Annotated in this window: 25 protein-coding genes; 9 read left to right on the top strand and 16 right to left on the bottom strand. The window is 67.1% G+C overall.

Translation table 11 applies throughout. The annotated features are described in order from the left end of the window. Positions 1–74 precede the first annotated feature (74 nt). Positions 75–1,001 (bottom strand): PaaI family thioesterase, encoded by a 927-nt coding sequence (locus Q9K23_RS18945; RefSeq protein WP_053778522.1) that lies wholly within the window; start codon positions 999–1,001, stop codon positions 75–77. A 108-nt stretch (positions 1,002–1,109) separates the two neighbouring features. Here Q9K23_RS18945 and Q9K23_RS18940 point away from each other — a divergent pair, with 108 nt between their 5' ends. Together Q9K23_RS18940 and fadD1 are read left to right on the top strand one after the other, a co-directional pair. After that, the gene (locus Q9K23_RS18940; RefSeq protein ID WP_238403974.1) at positions 1,110–1,670 is read left to right on the top strand and encodes a hypothetical protein; all 561 of its coding nucleotides are present in this window, start codon (positions 1,110–1,112) and stop codon (positions 1,668–1,670) included. 56 nt (positions 1,671–1,726) lie between these two features. Next, complete coding sequence (gene fadD1 / locus Q9K23_RS18935) at positions 1,727–3,298, top strand: fatty-acid--CoA ligase FadD1 (protein ID WP_020792715.1); 1,572 nt, start codon at positions 1,727–1,729, stop codon at positions 3,296–3,298. A gap of 25 nt (positions 3,299–3,323) precedes the next feature. Here fadD1 and Q9K23_RS18930 read toward each other — a convergent pair whose 3' ends face one another. From Q9K23_RS18930 to Q9K23_RS18895, 8 genes are all read right to left on the bottom strand, one after another. Continuing rightward, complete coding sequence (locus Q9K23_RS18930; RefSeq protein WP_020792712.1) at positions 3,324–4,193, bottom strand: SDR family oxidoreductase; 870 nt, start codon at positions 4,191–4,193, stop codon at positions 3,324–3,326. Next, positions 4,193–5,476 carry a hypothetical protein gene (locus tag Q9K23_RS18925; RefSeq protein ID WP_059037162.1) on the bottom strand — a complete coding sequence of 428 codons (1,284 nt, stop codon included), beginning with the start codon at positions 5,474–5,476 and terminating at the stop codon, positions 4,193–4,195. Before Q9K23_RS18925 ends, Q9K23_RS18930 begins: the two co-directional genes overlap by 1 nt. A gap of 41 nt (positions 5,477–5,517) precedes the next feature. Beyond that, on the bottom strand, positions 5,518–6,060 hold the full coding sequence (locus Q9K23_RS18920; RefSeq protein ID WP_020792965.1) for a nuclear transport factor 2 family protein: 543 nt from the start codon (positions 6,058–6,060) through the stop codon (positions 5,518–5,520). Between the two features lie 124 nt (positions 6,061–6,184). After that, entirely contained in the window at positions 6,185–6,391 is a 207-nt protein-coding gene (locus tag Q9K23_RS18915) for a ferredoxin (protein ID WP_020792964.1), read from the bottom strand. Further along, positions 6,391–7,785 carry a cytochrome P450 gene (locus tag Q9K23_RS18910; RefSeq protein WP_053778501.1) on the bottom strand — a complete coding sequence of 465 codons (1,395 nt, stop codon included), beginning with the start codon at positions 7,783–7,785 and terminating at the stop codon, positions 6,391–6,393. The genes Q9K23_RS18915 and Q9K23_RS18910 overlap by 1 nt, the downstream gene beginning before the upstream one ends. Beyond that, positions 7,782–8,585, bottom strand: coding sequence for an SDR family oxidoreductase (locus tag Q9K23_RS18905; protein ID WP_020791150.1), 804 nt, complete (start codon positions 8,583–8,585; stop codon positions 7,782–7,784). Before Q9K23_RS18905 ends, Q9K23_RS18910 begins: the two co-directional genes overlap by 4 nt. A gap of 1 nt (position 8,586) precedes the next feature. Continuing rightward, positions 8,587–9,834 carry a cytochrome P450 gene (locus tag Q9K23_RS18900; protein ID WP_053778500.1) on the bottom strand — a complete coding sequence of 416 codons (1,248 nt, stop codon included), beginning with the start codon at positions 9,832–9,834 and terminating at the stop codon, positions 8,587–8,589. A 17-nt stretch (positions 9,835–9,851) separates the two neighbouring features. Beyond that, positions 9,852–10,439 (bottom strand): TetR/AcrR family transcriptional regulator, encoded by a 588-nt coding sequence (locus Q9K23_RS18895; RefSeq protein WP_053778499.1) that lies wholly within the window; start codon positions 10,437–10,439, stop codon positions 9,852–9,854. 64 nt (positions 10,440–10,503) lie between these two features. Between Q9K23_RS18895 and Q9K23_RS18890 the strand changes: the two genes are divergently transcribed. From Q9K23_RS18890 to Q9K23_RS18870, 5 genes are all read left to right on the top strand, one after another. Next, positions 10,504–11,970: an aldehyde dehydrogenase gene (locus tag Q9K23_RS18890; RefSeq protein WP_053778521.1), complete on the top strand. Its 1,467-nt coding sequence runs from the start codon at positions 10,504–10,506 to the stop codon at positions 11,968–11,970. Between the two features lie 61 nt (positions 11,971–12,031). After that, positions 12,032–12,769 carry an SDR family oxidoreductase gene (locus Q9K23_RS18885; RefSeq protein ID WP_020791545.1) on the top strand — a complete coding sequence of 246 codons (738 nt, stop codon included), beginning with the start codon at positions 12,032–12,034 and terminating at the stop codon, positions 12,767–12,769. Continuing rightward, on the top strand, positions 12,766–13,644 hold the full coding sequence (locus Q9K23_RS18880; RefSeq protein ID WP_053778498.1) for an NAD(P)-dependent oxidoreductase: 879 nt from the start codon (positions 12,766–12,768) through the stop codon (positions 13,642–13,644). The genes Q9K23_RS18885 and Q9K23_RS18880 overlap by 4 nt, the downstream gene beginning before the upstream one ends. Positions 13,645–13,709: 65 nt before the next feature. After that, complete coding sequence (locus tag Q9K23_RS18875; RefSeq protein WP_082366086.1) at positions 13,710–14,078, top strand: carboxymuconolactone decarboxylase family protein; 369 nt, start codon at positions 13,710–13,712, stop codon at positions 14,076–14,078. Positions 14,079–14,092: 14 nt separating this feature from the next. Continuing rightward, positions 14,093–15,466 carry an alpha/beta hydrolase domain-containing protein gene (locus tag Q9K23_RS18870; protein WP_305950237.1) on the top strand — a complete coding sequence of 458 codons (1,374 nt, stop codon included), beginning with the start codon at positions 14,093–14,095 and terminating at the stop codon, positions 15,464–15,466. Positions 15,467–16,224: 758 nt separating this feature from the next. Here Q9K23_RS18870 and Q9K23_RS18865 read toward each other — a convergent pair. Continuing rightward, positions 16,225–17,742, bottom strand: coding sequence for an HNH endonuclease signature motif containing protein (locus Q9K23_RS18865; protein WP_305950558.1), 1,518 nt, complete (start codon positions 17,740–17,742; stop codon positions 16,225–16,227). On the opposite strand from Q9K23_RS18865, the gene Q9K23_RS18860 reads away from it, so the two are divergent. Further along, entirely contained in the window at positions 17,659–17,847 is a 189-nt protein-coding gene (locus Q9K23_RS18860; RefSeq protein WP_152972951.1) for a hypothetical protein, read from the top strand. The two genes, Q9K23_RS18865 and Q9K23_RS18860, sit on opposite strands and share 84 nt — an antisense overlap. Positions 17,848–18,538: 691 nt before the next feature. Here the strand turns inward: Q9K23_RS18860 and Q9K23_RS18855 are convergent. The 3 genes from Q9K23_RS18855 to Q9K23_RS18845 are packed head-to-tail and all read right to left on the bottom strand — an operon-like array spanning position 18,539 to position 20,758. After that, entirely contained in the window at positions 18,539–19,360 is an 822-nt protein-coding gene (locus tag Q9K23_RS18855) for an SDR family NAD(P)-dependent oxidoreductase (protein ID WP_053776654.1), read from the bottom strand. A gap of 37 nt (positions 19,361–19,397) precedes the next feature. Beyond that, positions 19,398–20,264: an N-acyl homoserine lactonase family protein gene (locus Q9K23_RS18850; RefSeq protein WP_053776653.1), complete on the bottom strand. Its 867-nt coding sequence runs from the start codon at positions 20,262–20,264 to the stop codon at positions 19,398–19,400. Continuing rightward, entirely contained in the window at positions 20,261–20,758 is a 498-nt protein-coding gene (locus Q9K23_RS18845; RefSeq protein ID WP_020790370.1) for a carboxymuconolactone decarboxylase family protein, read from the bottom strand. Before Q9K23_RS18845 ends, Q9K23_RS18850 begins: the two co-directional genes overlap by 4 nt. Positions 20,759–20,996: 238 nt before the next feature. On the opposite strand from Q9K23_RS18845, the gene Q9K23_RS18840 reads away from it, so the two are divergent. After that, complete coding sequence (locus tag Q9K23_RS18840; RefSeq protein WP_053776651.1) at positions 20,997–21,650, top strand: TetR/AcrR family transcriptional regulator C-terminal domain-containing protein; 654 nt, start codon at positions 20,997–20,999, stop codon at positions 21,648–21,650. Positions 21,651–21,896: 246 nt separating this feature from the next. Here Q9K23_RS18840 and Q9K23_RS18835 read toward each other — a convergent pair whose 3' ends face one another. The 3 genes from Q9K23_RS18835 to Q9K23_RS18825 are packed head-to-tail and all read right to left on the bottom strand — an operon-like array spanning position 21,897 to position 26,206. Next, complete coding sequence (locus Q9K23_RS18835; protein ID WP_053776650.1) at positions 21,897–23,018, bottom strand: alpha/beta hydrolase family protein; 1,122 nt, start codon at positions 23,016–23,018, stop codon at positions 21,897–21,899. Continuing rightward, complete coding sequence (locus Q9K23_RS18830) at positions 23,015–24,442, bottom strand: wax ester/triacylglycerol synthase domain-containing protein (RefSeq protein WP_053776649.1); 1,428 nt, start codon at positions 24,440–24,442, stop codon at positions 23,015–23,017. The genes Q9K23_RS18835 and Q9K23_RS18830 overlap by 4 nt, the downstream gene beginning before the upstream one ends. Before the next feature lie 3 nt (positions 24,443–24,445). Further along, positions 24,446–26,206: an AMP-binding protein gene (locus Q9K23_RS18825; protein ID WP_053776648.1), complete on the bottom strand. Its 1,761-nt coding sequence runs from the start codon at positions 26,204–26,206 to the stop codon at positions 24,446–24,448. Between the last annotated feature and the right edge of the window lie 23 nt (positions 26,207–26,229).

Here is a 26,229-nt window from a genome sequence, read left to right as displayed (position 1 = left end):
TCTGTCGGAGACTGCGCCGCCGGGCGTGACGCAGCGGGTCGCCGACCCGGGCAGACCCAGGTGGCGGGCGGACCCTAGGAATAGTGGATGTCGGCGCTACCGTCGGCGAGCAGCTTCCCGTCGGCGTCGACCATCGTCGCGCGGAAGGCCGCGATCCGACGACCGATCTTGACCGGCGTGACGTCGACGACGACGTCCACGCCACCGACCGCGGGCGAGCGGTAGAAGCCGAAGGTGAGGTCGCCGACGCGGTAGTCCTTGCCTGCGGCGGCGTGTGCCTGGCCGGCCAGCGAGAAGGCCTGTCCGATGATGGTGGCGATCACGCCGCCGTGCATGGTGCCGAAGACATTCGCCATCCACGGGTCGGTGGCCGCGGTGAAGCGCAGCATGCCGGTGTCGCCGTCGAACTCGATCCGGCCGCCGAGCAGTTCGGCGAGCGGACCGATGGGACGCCGGCCTTCGGCGATCTCGGCGATCACGTCACGTCCGTCGAGGTGGGCCGGAACCGGACCGGGGAGTTCGATGCCGTGTCCGTCGCAGTCCGGGGTGTCGACGGCGATCGGGGTCTCGTCCTCGTCGCCGGCGGCCGGCCGCGCGACCCGCATGTTGCGGGCGAGGCCGGTGCAGCCCAGCGTGCCGTCGGAGGTACGGATGTCGACGGTGGTGATCCCCGTCCCGTCGTCGTGCATCACCACCTCGGCGCTGCAGCTGATCTTCTCGTCGACGTCGATGTGCCCGAGGCCGGACATGGCGAGGCGGGCCTGCATGCTCAGCGCGCCGGCCTCGGCGCCGAGGCGGAAGAACGGGATACCGGCGACGTGGTCGAAGAGCACCCCGAGGGCAGGCAGGTCGATACGCCCGCGATGATCGGCGAATCGCGCGCAGAGTTGTTGCTCGGCGCGGATCGTGGTCCCCTCCACCACCATGTGCCCGATGTGCAGTACGGACATCGGGGTGGCGGATTCGGTCGTGGCAGCGGGAACAGATGGAGCCTCGGTCATGCCCACAGTCCTATCACCCGATACACCCATGTACCCATTTCGACGAAGTGGCCCCTGGATGGGCCCGCTGGTACCGTCGTGTGACGGAAGGGGCTGATGTTACTCATGATGTTGAAGAGAATTGCCGTCTCGGCAGCGGGGGTCCTCGCACTCGCCGTCGCACCCGTTGCCGCCGGAGTCGCCGCTGCCGCACCCGACAGCGGGCCACAGACGAATACGCCGGAATCCGGCACACCGAGCCCTGCAGCACCGGATGCCACCGTTCCGGGGTCGACCGCTCCCACCCAGCCCGCCGTCCGCCAGCTCGACGTGTCCAACCAGACGCCGACCATCGGCATCACGCGCGTGGGCATCCTGCCGACCGGCGGGTTCGTCGCGCCGCTGGCCGCCGCGGCCACGGGTACCGACACCACCGTCGTCTGGCTCGAGCCGATGCCCGGGAACGCGTGCGCCACCAGCCTGCGGACCGCGAAGGTTGCGGTGAGCTGGAAGAACACCTCCACCCACAAGGCCGACGATGCGACCTTCCCGGCCTGCACCTCGGGTAAGCCGACGATCAGTCCGGCGTTGCCGACCGGTGCGGGCACCCTGAGTCTGACCGTCACCGTGCTCGGCGACGGCGGCAACACGGTCACGCTCTCGCCGGGAATCGTCAACGTCAACCGCTAGTAGACATTTTCGCGAATCTGTCCACCGGTAGGTGGAACACGTTCTAGATTTGGGGCATGGCCGACACCGTGACCCAACTCCTCGCCGAACGCAGCGACGACGACAACGTGGCGATCACCTACCAGGACCGCCGATGGACCTGGCGCGAGTACATCGACGAGGCCCGCCGCACGGCGGCCACCGTCCTCACCGACGCCGACCCCGCCCGCCCGATGCACATCGGCACACTGCTGGGGAACACCCCCACCATGCTGATCGCCATCGCGGCGGGCGCGTTCGGCGGCTACGTCACGGCGGGGATCAACAACACACGACGTGGAGACGCACTGCTCGGCGACATCCGGCGCGCCGACTGCCAGATCCTGCTCACCGACGCCGAACACCGCGATCTGCTGGACGGCCTGGATCTGTCGGGGGTCACCGTGATCGACACGTCGAGCCCACAGTGGGCCGAGCGGGTCGCGAATGCCGGTGAGCTGACGCCACATTCGGTGCCGGGTCCGCTCGACCCGTTCATGCTGATCTTCACCTCGGGGACGAGTGGTAACCCCAAGCCGGTTCGGCTGGCACACATGCTGATCCCCTTCGCCGGACCGCCCCTGGTGCAGAAGTTCGGTCTGACCTCCGGCGACGTCTGCTATCTGTCGATGCCGCTGTTCCATTCCGCGGCGCTGCTCGGCGGATACTGCGCCGCGGCGGCCGCCGGTGCGTCGATGGTGCCGGCCCGGTTCTCGGCGTCGACCTTCCTCGACGACATCCGCCGCCACGGCGCGACCTACATGAACTATGTGGGCAAGCCGCTCGCCTACATCCTGGCCACCCCGGAGAAGCCCGACGACGCCGACAACCCGCTGCGCGCGGCGTTCGGCAACGAGGCCACCGATCACGACATCACCGAGTTCGCACGACGATTCGACTGCAACGTCTGGGACGGATACGGGTCGTCGGAGCTGGCGATCATCGTCACCCGTGAGCCCCACACCCCGGCCGGATCGATCGGCAAGGGCTTCCCCGGTGTCGCCGTCTACGACCCGGCCACCGACACCGAGTGTGCCGTCGCCGTCTTCGACGAGAACGGCGCCCTCGCCAACGCCGAGGAGGCGATCGGCGAGCTCGTGAACACCGACGGCGCCGGTATGTTCACCGGTTACTACAACGATGCGGCCACCACCGACGAGCGTCTGTGCGGCGGCAAGTACTGGTCGGGGGATCTCGCCTACCGTGACGCCGACGGCTGGATCTACCTCGCCGGCCGTACCGGCGACTGGATGCGGGTGGACGGCGAGAACATGACCGCCGGACCGATCGAACGCATCCTGCAGCGCATTCCCGGGGTCAATCAGGTTGCGGTATACGGGGTTCCGGACGACCAGGTGGGTGATGCGGTGATGGCCGCCATCGTCCTCGACGACGACGTCAAACTCTCCCCGGACGAGTTCGTCGCCGAGCTGGAGGCACAGCCGGACCTCTCCCCCAAGGCGTGGCCGCGGTATGTGCGGGTCGCCAAGACCCTGCCGACCACGGCGACCAACAAGATCGTCAAGCGGACGCTCAAGGCCCAGGGCCCCACGGCCGGTGACGGCACGCTGTGGGTGCGGGAGCCGCGAACCCACACCTACACCGCGTAGCGGCCCCTTCTGACAACACAAAACCTCAGCCGAGCATCTCGGCCAGTTCGGCCATGCTGTACGGCGCGGTGTCCTTGTGGTCGCGGTAGGCGATGAACGTCGGCTGCTGTGGATCGTAGCGCCCGATGAAACCACCTGAGGCGGTGAAGATCTGGCCCGTGATACCCGACGACAGGTCGCCCGCCAGGAACTCGTAGAGGGCGGCGACGTACTCCGGCGGTGCCGGGTCGAGCGCGGCGTCGCGGGTGTAGTCGTCGAGAATGCCCCGCTCGTGCAGGCTGTGGATGTGCCGCACGTAGTCGTCGCCCGACGACAACCGCGACCTGGCCCCGGGCATCACGACGTTGATGCGCACCCCGAGGCCGGTGAGGTCCCCGGCGGCGGCCAACGCGAGCGCGTTGACGCCCCCTTTCGCCGCCGGGTACCCGCTGCCGCCGAACGTCCCGAGGGATGCGGCCGATCCGGTGAGCACGATCGACCCCGAATTCTGTTCGGCGAACACTCTTCCCGCCACCTGCGTGATGTGGAAGGCACTCATCAGGTGTGCGTCGACCTGCTCGCGGAACTCGTCCTCGGTGATCGTGAGCACCGTCGATCCGGCCGGCTCGGCGATCCCGGCGCAGTTGATCGCGATGTCGAGGGCCCCGAACCCCGACAGCGCGGCGTCGGCCATCTTCTCGGCCACCCCCGCCTGCCCCGCCGCACCACACACGCCGACGGCATAGCCACCGCCGCCGACGATCTCGTCGACGGTGGCGGTCACCGCGGCCTCGTCCCGACCGTTGACCACCACCGACACCCCGCTCCCCGCCAGGGCGTAGGCGACCGCCAGTCCGATTCCCCGGGTGGCGCCCGCGACCATCGCCACCCGCCCGGCCAATCCGGCGTCGGTCATCAGACGCCGCTGGCGACCGGGGTGATCGGGATCGACCGGCCGCGGTCGGTGAAGGAGAAGTCGGCGCCCGAGGAGAACCGTGCGATGGCCACCTCACCGCATTCCTTCTGGTCGTCGTGGCCGAGCACGAACCGCACCCGCAGACCGTCGTCGGTCTGTTCGGCGGCACCGATCGTCCACCGCGGATGTACCGCGACACCGATCGCCGCCAGCGGTTCGGTGTGGTCTGCGGTCAGCACCGTGACCCAGCCGCCGTCGGCATAGGCATCCGACGACGACGGGATGTGCACCACCACCTCACCGTGATCACGGCCGTCCCCCTCCACGGTGGCCGTGACACCGCTGTACTGCTGCGGCCCGAGGACCGGCACCAGGCGGATCACCTGGGCCAGGTCGTCGGCCCCGGTGCCCAACCGCAGGGCCCGCCGCAGACGATCCGCCGACAACCCCGCGATGCCGGTGAACTGTTTGCGGTAGATCTCGAGTGCCTGCTCCGCCGACTCCGCATACCGCGTCACCGACAGCAGGAACCCCAAGGCCAGCAACTGATGTTGCAGCGCGACCTCTTCGGCGATGCGCACCAGGGCGCTCGTCGACCATTCGCGGAACTGCAGGTCCTCCACCAGCGGTCCGCGATAGTCCACCCAGCCGTCGAGGGCCGAGGGGTCGATCTCGGAGAGTTCGGTCGACGCCGCGCGTGAGGTGAACATGGTCTCCGCGTCGGCGGGCAGCGGCAGCTCGTCACGGTCGGGTTCGATCGTCACCGTCCACGCACAGTGTGGATGCCGGTCGGCCGGACGACGCGGCGGCCGGTGGATGGGCCGGATCCGGGCACGCCGGTTGGTGGCGATGGCGGTGGCGTCGAACGTGGGATCCTCGATGTCATGGCACATCGAGGTGACGTACTCGTCGCCGAGGGGTTCCACATCCATCAGTGCGCCACAGTGGTTCAGCACGAACGCACCGTGATAGCGGTCGGTGATCTCGTACCGGAAGTCCATGAACTGCGGTGGTGCGCCGATGTCGAGTTGCAGACATTTGAACATGTCCTCGACACCGTCGCCGTCGATCCCGAGGGCGGTGCGCATGCGGTGGGTGTAGACCGGGCTGGCGGCCATCCACTCCTCGATGGCCACCCGGGTCATGGTCTCGCGGCCGAAGGCACTGATCAGGTGGGCCATGCCGCTGCGGTCGATCAGCTGACCCGACAGCAGCAGTTCGGGAACGAGACCGGCCAACTGCTCGCCGGTGAGGTCGGAGTACGACTGGGCTGTATGCGTCATTCTCGTTCTCTGCGTTCGTGTTCGGCTTTCGTGGGTGTGCATCACCAGAACGGGACGGGTGCCTTGCCGAACGGATACCAGCCCGGCTGGTCGCCGGTGGCCTTCTCGATCCGCTTGAGCATGCCGTCGCTCATCGCGTTGTTCTTGAGCAGTTCGATGAACAGCGCCGACACGTTGCCGTAGTCGAAGAAGTCACGCTGCCAGGAGAACTGGAAGTTCCCGCCGTACCGGAACCAGCTGCCCTGGATGCCCTCGAGTGCGTAGTGGGTGCCGTCTTCGCGGGTCCGCTCGTACACCTGCTTCCACAGTCCGATCATCGATCCGGTGCGGTCGTCGATCACCCACTCTTGATAGGGATAGGTCCAGCCCTCGAGGCCCTCCATCTCCTGACCCAGCGCAATCTCGCGGATCTCGTCGCGGCCGACGGCCATGAAGTCCTTGTCGGGGCCGTAGTTCCAGCCGTAGGTGGCGTCCTCGGTGTAGAACGAGGCGAGCGGCTTCCAGTCACCGGCCTTCTCGGCCTCGATGTTGGCCTGCAGCCAACGCTCTTTCATCTCTTCCAGTTCGGCACGGTCGAACGACATGTATCTCAACCTCTTTCGTCGGTGAACGTCGGTTGTGGGTCAGGGCGGACCCGGTGGTCGGGCGGTGTCGGGGTTCGGCAGGTATCGGGGTTCGGCAGGTCTCGGGGTTCGGCAGGTCTCCGGGTCAGGCGCTCTGCGCATCGTCGTCGACGATGCGCAGCGCCTGGGTGGGGCAGTACTGGACTGCGGCGAGGACCTGCTCGCGCAGGCTCTCGTCCGGGTGGGCGTCGAGGATCTCGGCGTGATCGCGGTGGGCGACGAAGACCTCCGGGGCCTCCATCTCGCACATCCCGTGGCCCTGGCACAGATCCAGATCGATCTCGATCCGCATCAGCCCGCTCCGTTCGCCTCCGCCCGCCGGCGGTACCGGACCCGGCACGGCTGCGCGAGCTGGACGACCATCTTGGAGTGGTCGTTGTGATAGGAATCGGCGGGCTGGGCCATCTCGAACTCGTAGTTCTGGAACAGCACCGAGAAGATCGCCTTGAGCTGCATGATCGCGAATTGTGCTCCGACGCAACGGTGCCGGCCGGCACCGAAGGGAATCCACGTCCACCGGTTGACCAGATCCTCCTGGCGCGGTTTGACGTACCGGTCCGGGTCGAAGGCGTCGGGGTTCGGGAAGTCCTCGGGCAGCCGGTTGGAGATCGCCGGCGACACCGCGATCGACTGTCCGGCCTTGACCTCGAAGTCCTCGATGTGGAAGTCGTTCTGCACCACTCGCATCAGGACGATCAGCGGCGGATGCAGTCGCAGCGCCTCCTTGAGTGCGTTCTCCAGCTTCGGGATCTGGCGCATCGCGGCAAAGCTGTACTCCACCCGCCCGGTGCCGGCGGCGGCGCCGTCGTCGGCCCCCTCGCCGCCACCGCCGCGATAGATGTCGTCGAGCTCGGCATACACCTGCTGCATGTAGTCGGGGTTGCGCAGCAGCTCGATCAGCGTCCAGGCGGCGGTGCCCGAGGTGGTGTGGTGCCCGGCGAACATCATCGAGATGAACATCCCGGTGATGGTGTTGGCGTCGAATCCGACCTGCACGAGCACGTCCATCAGGTCGCGATCGTCTTTGTTCTCGGTGGGGTTCGCGATCCGGTCGTTTATCACACCCTGGATGAACTCGACGAGTTCGGCACGCGCGGAGTCGCGTTTGCGGAAGCTCTCGATGTCGGCGTTGTAGTCGACGTAGGCGATCGGGTCGGTGCCCTTCTCCAGGTCGTGGAACAGGTGCGCGATGTGTCCGTTGAGCTGTTCGCGGAAGCGTCGGCCGATCAGGCAGGCCGAGCTGGTGTAGAGGGTCAGCTCGGCGAAGAACTCGAGCAGGTCGATCTCACCCTCGTCACCCCAGCCGGCGATGATCCGTTCCACCTCGTTGGGGATGGTGATCGCGTGCTGCTTCATGTGCGGCCCCTTGAGCGCCGCGTTGTGGATCGCCTTGGAGCGTTCCTCGGGGCTGGTGTCGAAGACGACGCCCTCACCGAAGACCGGGGTCATGAACGGATAGGCGGCGGCCTGGTCGAGATCTTCTTCCGGGGCCCGGAAGAACTCTTCGTTGGCGGTGGCCCCGGACACCAGCACCACCTCGCGGTCGGCGAGCTGGAACTGTCCGACGTCGCCGCACTCGGAACGGATGCGCCAGAACAGCGCGATCGGGTCGGTGGCGAGTTCATCGAGGTGGCCGTGTTCTCCCTCGCCGCCGGAGACGCGTTTGGGAGTGGTCAGTGTGGTCATCGGTCTTGTCCTTTCGCAGCGAGCTTGTTCTTGGGGACCGCACCCTCTGCCTCGACCTCCACCGAACGCATGTGTGCGCCGCGGGGCATGGTGACCATGGCGGCCACCGCTTGCGCGATATGTTCGGGGGCAAGGAAATTGCCGTGGCGGGCCAGTCCGTGCTTGATCCAGTCGTTGAGCATGTTCTCGGTGACCTCGGGGTCGAGGTCCATCCCCATGCCGGTGAGGGTCTGTCCGGGTCGCACCACGCCGGCGCGCACCCCGGTGCCCTCGAGTTCGAGTTGGATGGTCGCGACCAGGCCGTCGATCCCCGACTTGGCGGCGACGTAGGCCGACGACCAGGGCCGCGGCCGGATCGCCACATCGGAGCCGATGAAGACGAAATCGCCTCGGCCACGGTCGATCATGCCGCCGATCACCGCCCGATACACCCGGTAGGCGCCGTTGAGGTGGATGTTGATCTGGTCGGCGAAGGCCTCGGGGCTGGTCTGGTAGGACAGGCCGACGGCGAGGTCGCCGGCACCGGCGACGACGATCTCCAGGTCACCGAGGGCCGCCTGCGCCTTGGCGACACAGTCGATCACCGAGGCCTCGTCGGTCACGTCCAGGGGAACCGCGACGGCCTCCCCGCCGTCGGCGACGATCTTCTCGGCGAGTGCCTGCAGCCGCTCCACCCGGCGTGCCGCCAGCGCCACCGGATACCCCTGTCCGGCAAGCCATTCGGCGGTGGCCGCACCGATTCCGGAGGAGGCGCCGGCGACCAGCACCGGACGACGGTCGGGATGTGGGACGAAACCCATGTCAGTGTCCTCCGTTCCGGCGGGTGATCCGCACCGGCAGTTCGGCGAAGCCGCGCACGTTGACCGAGTGCACGCGCACGGCGCGCTCGATGTCGATGTCGACGGCGCTGACGGTGCGCGCCACCTCGGCCAGACCGATGTTGGCCTCGAGGCGGGCGAGGTGGGCACCGAGACAGAAGTGGGTGCCCATCCCGAAGCTCATCAGGGCCTGCCCGCAGTTGCGGCCGATCCGGTAGTCATCGGGCTCGTCGAAGACGTCGGCGTCGCGGTTGGCCGATCCCACCAGCAGCAGCACGCGCTGTCCGGCCGGGATCAGATGATCACCGTAGGTGACGTCGTTGGCCACCCGGCGCAGCACCATCTGCGTCGAATTGTCGTAGCGCAGAGTCTCTTCGGTCCATTCGGGCACGGCGTCGGGATCGGCGATCACCTTGGCGAGCTCATCCGGATTGCGCCAGCCCCAATAGAGCGCATTGGCCAGGAGTTTGGTGGTGGTCTCGTTGCCCGCCACCACCATCAGCACCATGAAGCCGACGATCTCGTCCTCGCTGAGACTGGTCTTGTCGCCGTTCTCGTCGTCGATCTCGGCGTCGATCAGCGCGGAGACGAGGTCTTCGCCGGGATTCTTGCGGCGGTCGGCGATCAGGGCGCTGTAGTACTTGTGCAGTTCGAGGTAGGCGTAGATCGCGGCCTCGGGGATGTCGAGCACCCCTTCTTCGCGGTGCAGCAACAGATCCGACTGCCGACGCAGGAATGCACGGTCGGCCTCGGGGACGCCCAGCAGTTCGGAGACCACATCCATCGGGAGCAGGCCGGCGAAGTCGGCGATGTAGTCGAACTCGCCCTTCTCCAGGCACACATCCCAGTGCCGGCGGGTCAGCGTGGTGATCCGCTCGGACAGGTCGTTGACGCGGCGCGGGGTGAAGCCCTTGGAGACGAGCTTGCGGATCCGCATGTGCTTGGGGTCGTCCATCGCCAGGAACGACATGGACTTGTGCGCGTCGGGGCTGTACGACGACGGGTCCAACGAGACTCCCCACGCGTTGGACAGGTTCACCGAATCGCGAAAGGCGCTGCGTACGTCGGCATGCCGGGCGAGTGCCCAGAAGTCCATCGCGCCGTTGTAGTAGACCGGCGCCTCGCTCCGGAGGCGGGCATAGGTGGAATAGGGGTCCTCGTGGAAGTCATAGGCGTACGGATCGAACGGGATCCGTTGCTCCATGCCTGCCTGGGTGACGGTGTCGGTCATCGGAATCGCTCCATGATCTAGGACTGGTTCTCCATGAGTAGGTGGGCTGCGGCGACGAGTCGCTCGGAGGTCTGTTCGTAGCTGAGGTGCCCCATGCCGGCGTGCACGAGCGCTCCGGCATAGAGCATTTCGAGGGCGTCGACGACGGGCCCGGGGTTCTCCGGGTCCACCTCGAGGGCCTCGGCGAGGCGGCGGCGGATGAACCCGCCGATCCGCAGGCGCAGGTGTTCGACGTCGGGGTCGGTGCCCAGCAGTGCGACGGTCACCGCACCGCCGAGCTGCCCCTGGCCGGCAACCACCATCGACACGTCACGCAGTACCTGCGCGACGCGTTCGCTCGGCGGCAGCGCCGTGTCCGGATCGGCGACCCCGTCGGCCAGCCGCCGCCAGAACACCTCGGCCACGAGGTGACTCTTCGACGAGAAGTAGGTGTAGGCAGTCGCCGGTGCCACCCCCGCGAGCTTGGCGACCGCACGCACGGTGAGGCCGTCGAAGCCCTCCTCGTTGAGCACTTCGACGGCGGCGTCGGTGAGGCGGGCGACGGTTTCCGCCTGCTGTGCCGAGAGGCGTCGTCGGGTCGATTCCTGCGATACGGGGCTGGACATGTGACCGACGCTACACTAGGTTCGAACTCGAGTCCAGACACCTGTCCAGATGGAGTTCCAGTTCATGTCTCTCCGACCCGAATCCGCATCGGATCTACTCATCGACGGAAAGCTGGTCCCCGGCAGCGGGGGCGCCTTCGCCATCGTCGATCCAGCCACCGAGGAGACGATCGGCCATGCCGCCGACGCCACCTCCGACGACATGGACGCCGCGATCGCCGCGGCCCGCCGTGCCTTCGACACCACCGACTGGTCGCGTGACCACGCCCTGCGTGCACGCTGCCTGCGCCAGTTGCGCGACGCCCTGCTCGCCCACGCCGACGAGCTGCGCGACCTCACCGTCGCCGAGGTGGGCTGCCCGGTGTTCCTCACCCACGGACCCCAGCTCGAGGGGCCGATCACCGACCTCGGCTACTTCGCCGATCTCGCCGACAACTACGCGTGGACAACCGATCTCGGCGAGGCCAAGCCGATGGGCCTGAAGAACCGGCGCGAGCTGCGCGCCGAGGCGGTCGGCGTCGTCGGCGCCATCACACCGTGGAACTTCCCCCACCAGATCAATTTCGCCAAGATCGGACCGGCGCTGGCCGCCGGTTGCACCGTGGTCCTCAAACCCGCCCCCGACACCCCGTGGTGTGCCGCGCTGGTCGGCAAGGTGATCGCCGAGGAGACCGACTTCCCGCCCGGCGTGATCAACATCGTCACCTCCAGCGACCACGCCCTCGGCGCCCAGCTCGGTTCCGATCCGCGCGTCGACATCGTCTCGTTCACCGGGTCCACCGCGACCGGCAAGAAGGTGATGGCCGGCGCCGCCGAGTCGCTGAAGAAGGTGTTCCTCGAACTGGGCGGAAAGTCGGCATTCATCGTCCTCGACGACGCCGACCTCGCCGCCGCCTGCTCGATGGCCGCCTTCGCCGTGGTCACCCATGCCGGGCAGGGCTGTGCGATCACCACCCGCCTGCTCGTCCCGCGCAGCAAGCTCGACGAGGCCACCGCGATCACCCGCGACAGCCTGGCCGGTCTGGCCGCCGGTGACCCGACCGATCCGGGCACCATCTGCGGGCCGCTGATCTCCGCCCGCCAGCGCGAACGCGTCGAGTCCTACATCGCCCTCGCCCGCGAGGAGGGCGGCACCATCGAGATCGGCGGCGGCCGTCCGGCCGGCAAGGAGAAGGGCTTCTTCGTCGAGCCCACCCTGATCTCCGGCCTCGACAACTCCGCCCGCGTCGCCCAGGAGGAGATCTTCGGTCCGGTGCTGGTGATCCTGCCGTTCGACGATGACGACGACGCCATCCGGATCGCCAACGACTCCCCCTACGGCCTGTCCGGTGCCGTCTGGGGTACCGACGAGGACCGGATCGACCACGTGGTCAACGGTGTTCGCACCGGGACCATGGCCGTCAACGGCGGTATCTGGTATTCCGCCGACGTCCCGTTCGGCGGCTACAAGGCCTCCGGCATCGGCCGCGAGATGGGCGTCGCCGGCTTCGAGGAGTACCTCGAGATCAAGGCCGTCGCCCGCCCCGCCTGACCGGCACCCGTTCCCGATCCACCCACGCACAACCCACCCAGCCACCATTGAGGAGAACCCCATGAGCACAGGACGTTTCGACGGCAGGATCATCATCGTCACCGGCGCCGCCGGCGGCATCGGCGAGGGCTACGCCCGCGGACTCGCCGAAGAGGGCGCCAACGTCGTCGTCGCCGATCTCAACGACGAGGCCGGCGAGAAGGTCGCCGCCGACATCGGTGGCCTGTACGTGCACGCCGACGTCGCCGATCCCGACTCCGCACAGAATCTCGCCGCCGCCACCGTGGAGCGCTACGGCACCATCCACGGCCTGGTGAACAATGCGGCGATCTACGGTGGCATGAAGCTCGACTTCCTGATCACCGTGCCGTGGGACTACTACAAGAAGTTCATGAGCGTCAACCTCGACGGCGCGCTCAACGTGACCCGCGCGGTGTACCCGCACATGACCGACGGCGGCGCGATCGTCAACCAGTCCTCCACCGCCGCCTACGTCTACAGCGGTTTCTACGGACTCGCCAAGGCCGGTATCAACAACCTGACCTTCCAGCTGGCGAACGAGCTGGGCGGCAACAACATCCGGGTCAACGCCATCGCCCCCGGCCCCACCGACACCGAGGCCACCCGCACCACCACCCCCAAGGAGATGGTCGCCGAGATGGTCAAGGCCTTGCCGCTCAAGCGGTTCGGTACCGCCGAGGATCATGTCGGCATGTGCAAGTTCCTGCTGTCGGACGAGGCGAGCTGGATCACCGGCCAGATCTTCAACGTCGACGGCGGCCAGGTGTACCGGCCGTGAGCGCCCCCACCCTCCGTCTCGGGTATGTCGGCCTGGGCAACATCGGCGGTCCGATGGCCGGCAGACTCGCCACATGGCATGGCGGCCTGAGTGTCTTCGACCTGTCCGACGACGCGATCGCCAAGGTCGTCGAGAAGGGGGCGACGCGGGCCGGCTCGCTCGCCGAGCTCGCGGCCTCCGCCGACATCATCGGGATCTGCGTGCTCAACGACGAGCAGGTGCGCACCGTCGTGGCCGGTGACGGCGGCCTGTTGTCGGCGGCACGGGAGGGCACCATCATCACGGTGCACTCCACCATCTCTCCGGAGACCGCCGTCGAGCTGGCCGAAACCTGTGCGGCCCAGGGTGTCACCCTGCTCGATGCCCCCATTTCCGGTGGTGCGGGCGGGGCCGCCGAGGGCCGACTGGCGGTCATGGTCGGCGGACCGCGCGAGGCCTACGAGCGGATCAAGGAGCCGTTCGCGCTCACCTCGGACATGCTGGTGCACGCCGGCGACGAGGTGGGTGCGGGCACCCGGATGAAGCTGGCTCGCAATCTGCTGCACTTCGTCTCGTTCACCGCCACCGCCGAGGCCGCACGGCTGGCCGAGGCCGCCGGGATCGACATCACCAAACTGGGCAAGGTGGTGCGCCACACCGACGCGATCACCGGAGGGGCCGGGTCGATCATGCTCCGCGACACCACCGCCCCGATCGCCGAGGACGACTTCTGGTTCGGCATCTTCACACCGGTGCGCACGCTCGGCGAGAAGGATCTGACCCTGGCCCTCGAACTCGGCGCGCACCTCGGCGTCGACCTGCCGCTCGCCGAACTGGCCCGTCGCGATCTCGCCGCCGCACTCGGCGTCCCCCACACCGAAGGAGAACACCAGTGAGCACCGACGCATCGGGTGCCGAGCCCACCGAACCCACCGACCAGCGCCGCAAGGGCCTGGCCAAGATGGCCGAGGTCTACGGCTGGGAGATGGCCGACGGCCCGGGTGACTATTTCGCGCACACCGCCGACCAGGTCTTCGGCGAGGTGTGGAGTCGCGAGGGCCTGTCCATCCGGGATCGGCGACTGATCCTGCTCGGCGCGCTCGCACAGGCCGGGCAGATCGACGTCGCCGAGATCCAGGCGGGATCCGCCCTGGGCAACGGTGAACTCACCCCCGAGCAGCTCGAGGAGATCAGCCTGTTCCTCTGCTATTACGTGGGCTGGCCGCTGGGCACCAAGATGCACTTCATGTTCGGCAATGTCATCGCCAAACACCGCAAGGAGCAGGCGAAGAAGGCCGCGCAGAGTGACGGGGCACAGCAGTCGTCGTGACCTACACTCGGGACATGAGCGCAGTCGTCACCTTCACCGTCCTGCACGGCGGGAAGGGACACAACATCCTCGGAGCCGCGAAGACCCCCGATCTTGCCGATTCGGGCTATTCCGAAATCGAGTACGCCGCAGGCGGTACCGCCCGACGATTCCTCGCCGATGCCCACGGCGGGCTCGTCGAGGCGGGTACCGCCCCGTACACGACGCGCATCCTGGTGCGCAGACCCGAGCGGGCCGATGACTTCAACGGATTCGTCGTCGTCGAGTGGTTCAACGTGTCCTCCGGGACCGATGCCGCACCCGAATACTCTTATCTGGCAGACGAACTCGTCCGCTCGGGCTATGCCTGGGTGGGGGTGTCGGCGCAGTTCACCGGGATCGAGGGGGGTGCCGGTTCGGTCGGTATGGGTGATGCGCTCGGCGGTCCGCGGGGTCTGGCCGCGAAGGAACCGGAACGGTACGGCACCCTGCATCATCCTGGTGATGCGTTCTGCTGGGACATCTTCGGGCAGATCGGGGCGGCGCTCGCCGGCAACGACTCCCCCGGCCATCCGCTCACCGGCTTGTCGATCCGGCACCTGATCGCTGTCGGCGAATCGCAGTCGGCGATGGCGTTGACCACCTACACCAATCTCTTCGTCGACCATCATCAGGTCTTCGACGGGGTGCTCATCCACAGCCGGTCGATGGGCACCCTGCCGCTGGGGCCGGTGGGTGGTCCGGCCGACATCACCGATGCCTACCGTGGGGAGCCGGTGCCGATCTCCCCCGCCATCACCGTCCCGGTGTTCGTGGTGCAGACCGAGACCGATGTGCTCACCAACTTCCAGTATGTCCGTGCACGCCAGGCTGATTCGGATCATCTCCGGGTGTGGGAGATCGCCGGAACCGCGCACGCCGACCTGCATCAGATCGGCGAGTACGAGTCGATGCTCGGCTGCCCGACACAGGTCAACCGCGGTCAGCAGCGGTTCGTGCTGCGGGCCGCGCTACGGCACCTGCGCGACTGGGTGGTCGGTACCGCCGAACCCCCGGTCGCCCCTCCGCTGCTGGTCACCGATGCATATGGCCATCCGCGGTTCCAGGTCGACGCGGTCGGCAACGTCCTCGACGGGGTGCGCACACCGTGCGTCGACGTCCCGACCCAGGTCCTGAGTGGTGTGGTGGATGCCGATGTGCCCCGGATCTGCGTCCTGTTCGGCAGCACCAGTCCCCTGCCGCCGTCGATCCTCGTCGACCTCTACGCCGACGAGCGGGAATACCTGGCGAGCTACACGTGCGCCGCCGACACCGCCATCACCGCCGGCTTCATCCTCCCCGAGGACCGGGACGCGCTGATCGCCGACGCCCGCACCGACCTCGTCGCCGGAGCCGCCGCCTTCCGGTAGCCCGTGCCCGGTGGTGACCTCCGTGTCGAAACCTCAGACAGCCGGGCTCGCCAACGCGACCATCACGGAGGTCGAGGTGGTCACCACCCAGCGCACGCTGCGGAGATTTCGACACGGGTCCTCGCTACGCTCGGTCCCGGCTCAATTAGCAATGGTGCCCGGCTCAATCGACAGCAACAGCGCTCCTACTCAATCACCCACGCCCAGTTGATGGTTGAGCCGACGAGGAGCGCAGCGACGAGTCGAGTCGAAACCTCAGACAGCCGAACTCGCCAACGCGACCACCACGGAGGTCGAGGTGGTCAGCATCCGGCGCATGCTGCGGAGATTTCGACTCGGGTCCTCGCGGTGCTCGGTCCCGGCTCAATCAGCAATGGTGCCCGGCTCAATCGACAGCAACAGCGCTCCTACTCAATCACCCACGCCCAGTTGATGGTTGAGCCGACGAGGAGCGCAGCGACGAGTCGAGTCGAAACCTCAGACAGCCGAACTCGCCAACGCGACCACCACGGAGATTGAGGTGGTCACCACCCAGCGCACGCTGCGGAGATTTCGACACGGGTCCTCGCTCCGCTCGGTCCCGCCTCAAATCAGCAAATGGGGTCCCGGCTCAATCGCCAGCAACAGCGCTCTTACTCAATCACCCACGCCCAGTTGATGGTTGAGCCGACGAGGAGCGTAGCGACGAGACGTGTCGAAACCTCAGACGGCCGAACTCGGAACGTAACCACCACGAACCCAGACAGCGCTCCGACATGTCAGAGCCCCATCCCGTCCAAGATCTCGACCAGTCGGGTCTCGATCGGCCCGACGGGGGTGATGACTTCCCGGATGGGGAGTCTCATCTGTGTGTCTGTCGGTCCGATGTCGATGGGTGGGTCGAACACCTTGATCACCAGGGCATCAGCATCGATCATGACGAACCCGTCGTCGGTAGTGCTGTCGAGAGTCACCGTGCCCGGTTGACCGGTACTGTTGGTGTTGGTGTTGGTGTCGGTGCCGTGGATTTCGGCACGCACTTCTGCCAGGTGTTCCACATACTGTTGTCCGACATCCGGGAACCGGTTGACCTGTTTCTCGTTCTGGGGTTGGCCGGGTTTCGCATTCCGTTGCCACCACGTGCGGCCCTCATCCGGGCCCGACTCGATTCTCCCGGTCGTGTACTGCCCGGGTAGATCACCGACCATCCGATGATGGGTGGGACACGCCGGTGCCAACTCGATGATGTCGGTGCGGCCACCGTCGGCGAAGTCGTTGACCGCGTGATGGATTTCGACGTGTGCCGCGGCCCGATCACATCCGGGTGCCGAACAGTGATGGCCGTCGGGGGCGGAAAACAACATCAATCGTTGATGTTTGGTGGCTATCCGTTTCGCTTGCCCGAAATACAGGGGGATCGCGGTGTGGTCTTTGAACACCGACAAATACATTTGGGCATCTGCGGCGAGGTCGACCAGGTCCGACATGGGGATGAGGGTTCCGGTCGCGGTGACGGCATACCCGGCTTCGCGGATCAGGTCGTTGACATCGGTTTTGACGATCAGCTGGATCGGCACACCCATGTTGGTTTTGCCGAGCATCCCGTCGGCGAGCACAGCGGTCAGCAGGGCGTTCACCGCATCATGGTTGCGTTGGGGTTGGGTACGCATGTCTTTGACCGCCGCCGCGTCCAGGGTGTTGGGGTCGACGATCTCGGCGGTGCGACTGTCCCCGATCAGGCCGTTCGGTGTGTCGGGGTTGTTGACCCCGTGTTTGCCCCAAGCAGCGAAGAGTGTTTCGAGTCGGGCGCGCAGGATGGGGTCGACGTAGCCGGTCAGTTTGGACATGCCGTCGGCGCCTTGTTTGCCGAGGGTGATTCCGCGTCGACGGTCCCGGTCTTTTTTCTCGATGAGTTCGCCGTCGGGGTCGATGTGGGCGATGATGCGGGAGCCGCAGGTGCCGAGTGCGGATGCCCCGAATTCGGTGGCGTGTCGGGCGAGGGTGCGTTCGGCGGCGATCTTTTCGTCGTAGGCGGCGGCGAGGGGGATTTTCTTGAGCCAGGACAGGGCGATGTCGATGTGGGTGGTGCCGGCATCACCGGAGGCGAACACTTTCGCGAGTTCAGGATATTCGGCCTGGGTGGGTTCGCCGGTCAACGATCGTTCGGGTTGGACGCGGTCCATCCGTTCCAAACGGGCTTTGCAGTTGGAGGCGTGGAGTTCGGTGTCCATGAATGCGAAGATGGTGCGGTAGCCGCGGTCGCGGTGGATGTCTCGGTGGTTGATTTCGGTGATCACTCGGTCGCTTTGGAAGGTCAACCGGTTCAACGATTTTTCGGTGGTTTTCGCGATGGTGATCAGGGTGTCGGCATCACTGGTGGTGAGGTCGGCGGTAGCGAGTAGGTCCAACCCTTGTGTGATCAGGGCGACTGCTTGTGACACACGCGATTGGGGATCGGTTGTGCCGGTTTTGTTGGTCATCGACGCTCACCCCCCTGTCGCGTGAAGATTCTTTTATGATACAGGTGTTCGATGGTGTGTGCAATAGGTTTGGGGTGGTTGGTTTTCGGCTTGGGCTTGGCTTGATCGGCCAGCGGTGGTTGGTGGTTGAGCAGATGAGGAGCGTAGCGACGAGGCGTGTCGAAACCTCAGACGGCCGACGTCGGAACGCAACCACCTCGGGGGTGATCGCCTCCCAGCGTGTGCTGCGGAGATTTCGACTCGGGTCCTCGCTCCGCTCGGTCCCGGCTCAATCAGCAAAAGAGCCCGGCTCAATCAGCCAATCAGCAACGAGGCGTTGGTGGTTGAGCCGATGAGGAGCGTAGCGACGAGACGTGTCGAAACCTCAGACGGCCGACGTCAGGAGCGTCACCACCTCAGAAGTGGGCACCACCCAGCGCATGCTGCGGAGATTTCGACACGGGTCCTCGCTCCGCTCGGTCCCGGCTCAATCACCAACGGACTGCTCAATCAGCTACGCCCAGTGGATGGTTGAGCCGATGAGGAGCGAAGCGACGAGACGTGTCGAAACCTCAGACGGCCGACCTCCGAGACATCACCCGCCTCACGGAGTGAACAGCGGCAAGCCCGGCCGTCAGCCGATTCGCGCGGGGATGCCGGCGATCCGTGCCGAGACTCGATCGAAGAGAATTGTCGGAGTCAGTGCGGCCGCGACGAGTTGGACCTTTGCGGATGCGCCGACCGTGTACCGGGCCCGGGGACGGCGCGCACGAAGCGCCACGTCGACGGTGCGCACGACGGTCTCGACCGGTGACGCGGTCCGCTGGACGAAGCCGATCGTGGAGGCGAGGCCGGCCAGGTGAGGGCCGTACAAGGTCTGCATGGCCGACGACATGCCTGCCCGGTTCTCCTCGATCAGATCATCGGCGGTCCGCCACAGATCGGCGTCGATCGGGCCGGGTTCGATGCAGGTGACCGGTATTCCCCAGGGGCGCAGTTCGACTCGCTGGGCGTCGGCGATCGCCTCCAGCGCGAACTTCGACGCGTTGTACGCACCGGTCATCGGCGTGGACAGTCGGCCACTCAACGACGTCATGTAGATGATCCGGCCACCGGCGGCCCGCAGAAGCGGCAGTACCGCCGTGGTGATCGCGACCTGGGCGACCACGTTGACCTCGAGCTGACGCCGAAGTGACTCCGGGGTGAGGCTTTCCACCGGGCCTGCCACGACGATGCCGGCGTTGTTGACCACCGCGTCCAGGGAGGCGGGCAGACGTTCTGCGAGCCGCGCGATGTGGGTGGCATCGGTGACGTCGAGTTCCACCGGAGTGGTGCCGGGTGGGGCGTCGGCGACATCCCGCACTCCGGCATATACCGTCCATCCCTGTTCGACGAGGTGGGTGCTGATCGCACGACCGATACCTCGGGACGCTCCGGTGATCACGACCGTGGACATGCGGGTTCCTCCGTTCGACGGATGCCGTCACTGGTTGTCACAGTGCGGCTTTCAGTGGTGATGGGTGGTAGACGGCCTTGGTGGCGAGGCGTTCGGCGGCGAGGGGGTCGTGCGCGGGCAGGATCACCGTCGGCTGCGTCCGGGCGTATTCCTTGATGGCACGCAGTGATTCGATGGCCTTGCGGGGCGCGTTGTTCACTCCATCGGTGAGTTCGGCGTCGAGAAGTTCCAGGTCGTAGGTGCTGTCTCCACCGAAGAAGTAGGCGACATCGTCGTCGAGCGCGATGACCGACAGATGTCCCGGAACATGGCCGGGGGTGTCGACGGCGAAAATGGTGCCGTCGGAGGTGATCGGATAGCTCCTGGGGAACGGCCCGACCGGCGGCCCCGACGGTTCGAGGATCAGCGGCATGAACCCGTGAGGCCAGCGCTTGGGCACCGCGCCTTCGACGGTCGCCGGAATGTAGTGGCGGTTGGCGTCCCACTGTTCGGCACTGACATAGATCGGCGCACCGTTGAGGTCGGGGATTCCGTCCCCATGGTCGTGGTGCAGATGGGTCAAGATCACTGCGGTGAGATCGGCGGGTGCGAGACCGTATTCCGCGAGCCTGCTACGAATCCCCTCTTCCGGTCCCACCTTCAGATCCACTGCGACATGGAAGAACGGCTGCCAGAACGGGAAGAAGCCGCGCTGGGAGACATGCGGCGATTCGCCCGAGTCGACGAGGATCACCCCTTCGGGATGCCGGATCAGATAGGTGTTGATCGGCAATGGCACGGTCCATCGCCGATCGGTCAGCACACGGGCACGCCGGAGCAGGACAGGCCGGGTCGCCGACTGTGTCCGATGGCTGGGACGGATCGCGACGGTGCCGGTTTCCAGGATGTCGATGGAGATGGTCATGATCTGCCTTCCGGTGAGGTCGATCGGAATTCGGGTTCGAGCTGGACGCCGGCGCTCTTGATGGTCATCGCGACCATCACGAAGTGACCGACCAGCAGACAGAGTTCGAGGGCCTGATCGGAGCTCGTGGCCTGGGACAACGCCGTCCATTCCGCCTCGTCGAGGTGCCCACGGTCGACGAGAACCGCAGCAGCGGCCAGGAGTCGCGCGAGCTTCGCGTCGTCCACGACCGGTAGGTCGGTGGACACGGCGCGGATCTGTTCAGGTGTGATGCCGAGTGCACCGGCCATGTGGGCGTGGTGAGCCCACTCGTAGGCGCAGCCGGTCCGCCACGCCACGTGCACGATGACGAGTTCCTTGTGGGAGGCAGAGATCCTGCCGCGCAACAGGATCTGCGACAAGAAGACCGAATGTGCGGGAAAGATGCTGCCGAGTCGGGCGAAGGTGCGGAACACCGTGAAGTCGCCGTCGTAGTCGGTGCGGCGTCGGATCATACGGAGTGTGAGTCGTGCGGCCCACCCCATCTGCCCGCGATCCAGCGGCGACACGCGGGCCGCTTCCGGTACGACCCAGTGCCCCTCCGCGGGCACCTCCCATGTGGTTGCTCCAGCCATCGGTGACCTCTCATCAGACCCAAACTTATGACATAAGTAGAGTTAACTAATGGTCTAAGTTAGCCTCGGTCAAGAGGCGATGCGCGATCCGAGCGCGCGGAGACGATGGGGTGTGCAGATGGCGAGACGTCGGACCGACCGGGGCCCGCTGACCCGGACAGAGATCATCGACGCGGCGCTGACCCTCGCCGAATCCGACGGCATCGACAAGCTGTCGCTGGCCAAGGTCGCGGCGGCCGTCGGCGTCCAGACGATGTCGCTGTACAACCACATCGCCAACAAGGCCGATCTGCTCGACGGGATGGCCGAGCGCCTCCTGAACTCCGTCGAGATCCCGACCGCCACCGATTCCTGGCACGACGACATGACCGCGCTCGGCCACGCCTTCCGTGTCGCGGCGATCCGCTACCCACAGACGGCGCCTCTGGTCTTGACACGCCACCTCAACATCCCGGCGATCATCCCCCTGGTCGAGGCCGCTCTCGAGGCCGCGCGGCGGGCCGGCATCCCCGAAGCCGAACGGGTGCGGGTCCTGCGGATGTTCATCGCATACCTGATCGGGGCGCTGATCCGCGAGATCGGACTCGGCGGATCGGTGGCGTCCACCGAGAATGCCTCGCTCTTCGACGACGACCGGTATCCCAATGTCGCGATGCTGGCCGGTGATCTCGCGACGTGCGACCACCTCGAAGAATTCGATCGTGGTCTACGTCTGCAGATCTCGGCCATCGCGGCCGCCTATGCCGACGACGGAGCACATCTCGCCCGCTGATGCCCGACGCGCCCGGTCAACGACATCGAGCGCCCGGTCAACGAGAACGAGCGCCCGGTCAACGACATCGAGCGCCCGGTCAACGAGAACGAGGGCCCGGTCAACGAGAACGAGGGCCCGGTCAACAAAAACTAGCGCCCAGTCAACGAGATCGAGCGCCCGGTCAACGGAAGCTCGCGCCCAGTCAACGAAAACTAACGCCCGGTCAACGAGATCGAGGGCCCGGTCAACGGAGTGGGCGGACGGCTATGCGAGGAAGTCGTCGACGGCGTCCTGGATCCCGCGGGACATCGCATGCCCCACATGACTTCCGGCATACCAGTAGACCTGCCCACCCCAGTGGGCGTGGAGTTTGCGTGCCGCCGACAACGATGTGACCCGGTCGTTCAGTGCCGCGACCACCAGTCGACGGTCCGGGGACGCCATCGGGTCGAGGGCGAGCGGGTCGATCACCGACGACACCGCGGTCACCGGGTCGGACCGCATCAGCGCGGCCAGTTCGCGCCCCCGGGAGCCGGCACGATCCATGTGGTGGGCGAGGGTGCCGTGCAGGTCGAGCATCGGCACCACGGCGAGCGTCCCGCTCACATCCGGTTCGAGGGTGGCCACGAGCGCGGCGATCGGACCGCCCAATGACGTTCCGGCGATGACGATCTCGGCCGGCTCCCGCCGGGCGATCCAGCGGATCAGTGCCCGGATCTCGACCACTGCCCGGATCGTGAGGACCACGTTGACCAGCGGGTCCATCCCCGGGTAGGCCACCTTGCGGAGTCGTCGGGCACCGTGGGCCGGCAGGACCGGCAGTGCGACGTCGTAGTCGAGTGCGCCGTGCAGATGTCCGGCCCGGAAGGCGTACAGATCGTCGTTGCGGCCCTGCGCCGCACCGTGTACCCAGATGATCCAGCGACGGCCCTTGCCCGACCGGCTGAGTACCCGCGCCGACGCCGTCATCCCGGCATACGGGTCGTCCACCACGACCGACTGCGGCAGGAATCCGTCGACGAGGTAGTCGATCTGGTCGAACCGGGTGGTGCCGAACATCTTGCGTTTCTGCGACACGATCCGGGGTGCGTTGGGGCGCTGGTGGATTCCCTCGATACCCAGTGCGGTGAACTCGGCGGCGACGGCATCGCACCGCGCGACATTGCCTTCGATCACCTCCAGCGGCGGGATGTCGCGGATCACCGAGTTGATCGCGATGAAGAACTCGTCGAGCGCCGACTCCCCCACCACCCGCGGACCGACCGCCGACGGCGGCACCCCGGCGTCGGGACGGCCCCGCCCGGCGATGCGGGCCGAGGCGACCGCCCTCGGCAGGACCGAGGCGAACAGACCCGCCCGGGCCACGCCGGTACCCCAGTCGATCACCGCTGATCCCGGGCCGACGAGACCGGGTCGTCGAGCGGCATGGCCGAGGCGGCGAGCGCATCCCGGGTCTCACGCAGCGACTCGCTGATGCGACGCAGGAAACGGGCGGCGTCGGGCATCGACTCCGGCGTCGAGATCAATCCCATGCTGAGTACACCCGCGTAACTGTAGGTGGTGAGGTTGACGTCGGCGGGCGCGATCGCGAGGGCGAACGAGACCCAGTCGACCAGTTCGATGTCGCCGATCCAGCGTGTTTCACGTGGACCCGGCAGGTTGGCGGTGGTGATGGTGTTCATCACCCGCGGCGCCCGATGCGCGGCCAGCCCGCGGAACATCGGTCCCACACGACCGCTGTAGGTGGCGACCGATTCGGTGAGGTCGAAGCCGATGCGCTTGCGGCGCTCGACCGTTGCCGCGCAACTGTCGGCGGTGGCGCGGATGCGTTCGATCGGGTCGGCGATGTCGGTGCGCATGAACGCCGCGGCGGTGGCCACCTGGTTGCCCTCGGTACGCGTGGACGTCAGATCGCGGCACACCCCGAACACCGTGACCGACGGATGCCGCAGGTCGTCGCCGCGTTCGGCGAGTTCGGCGCGCATCGCCCCGGCGATGATGCCGTGCAGCGCTCCGTTGACCGTGGTGTCGAGGGCGACGGCGATCCGCTGGACGTCGGCGAGCGGGATCTGCGCGCTCGCACACACCCGGCGCGCACCGGATGGGGTGTTGAAACTGGTGCGGCGCACGGTGAGTGGCAGCGGGATGTGCCGTGCGGAGTCGGTGGCCGCCGAGTGTCTGGCCGCACGCCAGAACGCGGCCACCACCGCGGGCAGACCGGCGATCAGGCGCCGCGACTCGCGCCGCGCCGACCGGGTCAGGGCGGCCGATGGCGTGGTGGGCACGATCGGATCGACGGGTGCGGGCCGCACGGATTCTCCGGCCGTGCCCGTGGCCGCCATCAGGGTGTTGAGCGCGGCGAGTCCGTCGGCGACGGCATGGTGCACCCGGATCACCACGGCCTGGCGACCGCCTTCGAGACCGTGCACCAGCGTCAACGCCCAGAGCGGCCGCGAGCGATCCAACTGGCGGACGGCGAGTTCGGCACACAGCTCGTCGAGGTCGGCACGCCCGCCCGGGGCCGGCAGCGTGATCTCGTCGAGGTGGGCGGTGATGTCGAAGGCGTTCTCGCGCACCCAGAACGGCCGGACCGTACGTCCGGGTGCACACACCACGCGCTGGGTGGCGCGGGGAAAGGCGCCCAGATACCGGGGCAGGACCTCGGCGAGTTCGGCGACGGTCACCGGCCGGCCGCGACGTGCGGTGTCGAGGACGGCCACCTTGAGCGTGTGCATCGGCGTGGTGGGGGTCTCGAGGTTCAGCATCAGCGCATCGGCTCCCGAGAACCGCTCCGGATCAGGATGATTCATCGGTCACCCCACCCTCCGGAGGTCGTCGGCGAGGACACGTTTGAGGATCTTGCCGGTGGCATTGCGGGGCAGTTCGTCGATGACGTGCACATCGCGGGGGACCTTGAATCCGGCGAGACGGCACCGGACATGATCGCGTAGTTCGCCGGGATCGACGGCCTGCTCGGGCCGTCCGACGACGAAGGCCGCCAGCCGCTGGCCGAACTTCTCGTCGTCCACGCCGATCACCGCGACGTCGGCGACCGCGGGATGCTCCGACAGCGTCTGCTCCACCTCGAGCGGGTAGACGTTCTCACCGCCCGAGACGATCATCTCGTCGTCGCGGCCCACGACGAACAGCCGGCCCGCGGCATCGAGGTAGCCGAGATCACCGGACACCATGTGTCGGCCGGCGAAGTCCTTGGTGTCGGCCGTGGTGTAGCCGTCGAATCCGGAGTTGCCGGCGACGACGATCCGGCCGATCCCGCCGGTGGGTACCTCGTCTCCGTCGTCGTCGAGGATGCGGACGTCGGTGCCGACCAGCGGACGTCCGGCGGTGTCGGGGACGGTGCGCAGATCGGCGGGTGTGGCGGTGCTGATCAGTCCGGCCTCGGTGGCGTTGTAGCTGTTGTAGATCACCTCACCGAAGCGGTTCATGAACTGCTGCACCGCATCCGCGCGCATGCGGGAGCCGCTGGCGGTCACGAATCGCAGGCTCGGGACGTCGATGGTGTCGAGTACGGATGCGGGGAGATCCATGATGCGTTCGAACATCACCGGGACCACCGCCAGTCCGGTGGCACGATGACGCTCGACGAGTTCCATCGTGGCCAGCGGGTCGAAGCGGCGACGCATGATCATGGTGACGCTCATCGTCGCCGCGATCGCGACCTGACCGAATCCCCACGCGTGGAAGATCGGCGCCGCGATCACCATGGATTCGCCTGCACGCCACGGGATGCGGTCGAGTATGGCGGCCAGGGAGGCCACGTCGGTGCTGCCACCGCGGCGGGCACCCTTGGGTGTGCCGGTGGTCCCCGAGGTCAACAGCACCACCCGGCCGGCGCGGGCGGGACGAGGTGCACGGCGGCCGGCGTGGCCGGAGATCACCGACTCCAGCGTGCCGACCGCATTCGGTGTGACAGGGGTATCCGGTGTGGCAGGGGTATCCGATGTGGCAGCGGTATCCGGTGTGACAGGGGCGTCGTCGATCCAGGCGCGCAGGCATCGCAACCGCGGTACCCGCTCGACGGCCTCGGCGACGAGGGCGGCGAACTCGTCGTCGACGATCAGGAGTTCGGCACCCTCGCGGGCGATCACCTCGGCGAACTGCGGTCCGGCGAACCCGGTGTTGAGCAGGATCGCATCGGCACCCAGACGCGAGGTGGCGGCGAGGGATTCGACGAGGCCGCGGTGATTGCGGCACATGATCGCGATCCGGGGCGGCTGCTCGCCGGACCGCGGGCCCAGCAGGTCGGCCAGCCCGGCCGCCAGGGCGTCGGCCCGGGCATCGAGCTCGGCCCACGTCAACGAGCCGCATTCGTCGATCAGCGCGGTATCCTCCGGCGTGCGGGCGGCGGCCAGGCCGATACCGCTGACCGGCGACGGTCCGCCGTGGCGGCGCAGGGTGAGGCCCATCCGCAGATAGCGGTCGGGCCGGGCGGGGCCGAGGAAACCGCTGCGGACGAGGACACCGGTGAGCCAGGTCGCCGATCGGGCACGATCGGCGACGGCATGCACCGGAGAAGCAGCACGCGCGGGAGAAGTGGTGGCGGTGGTCGTCATGGGATCATCCGTCGGGTCGGGCG

The organism is Gordonia sp. NB41Y (assembly GCF_030718915.1).
Classification (GTDB): Bacteria; Actinomycetota; Actinomycetes; order Mycobacteriales; family Mycobacteriaceae; genus Gordonia; species Gordonia desulfuricans.
This window is presented reverse-complemented; position numbering and strand designations above follow the sequence as displayed.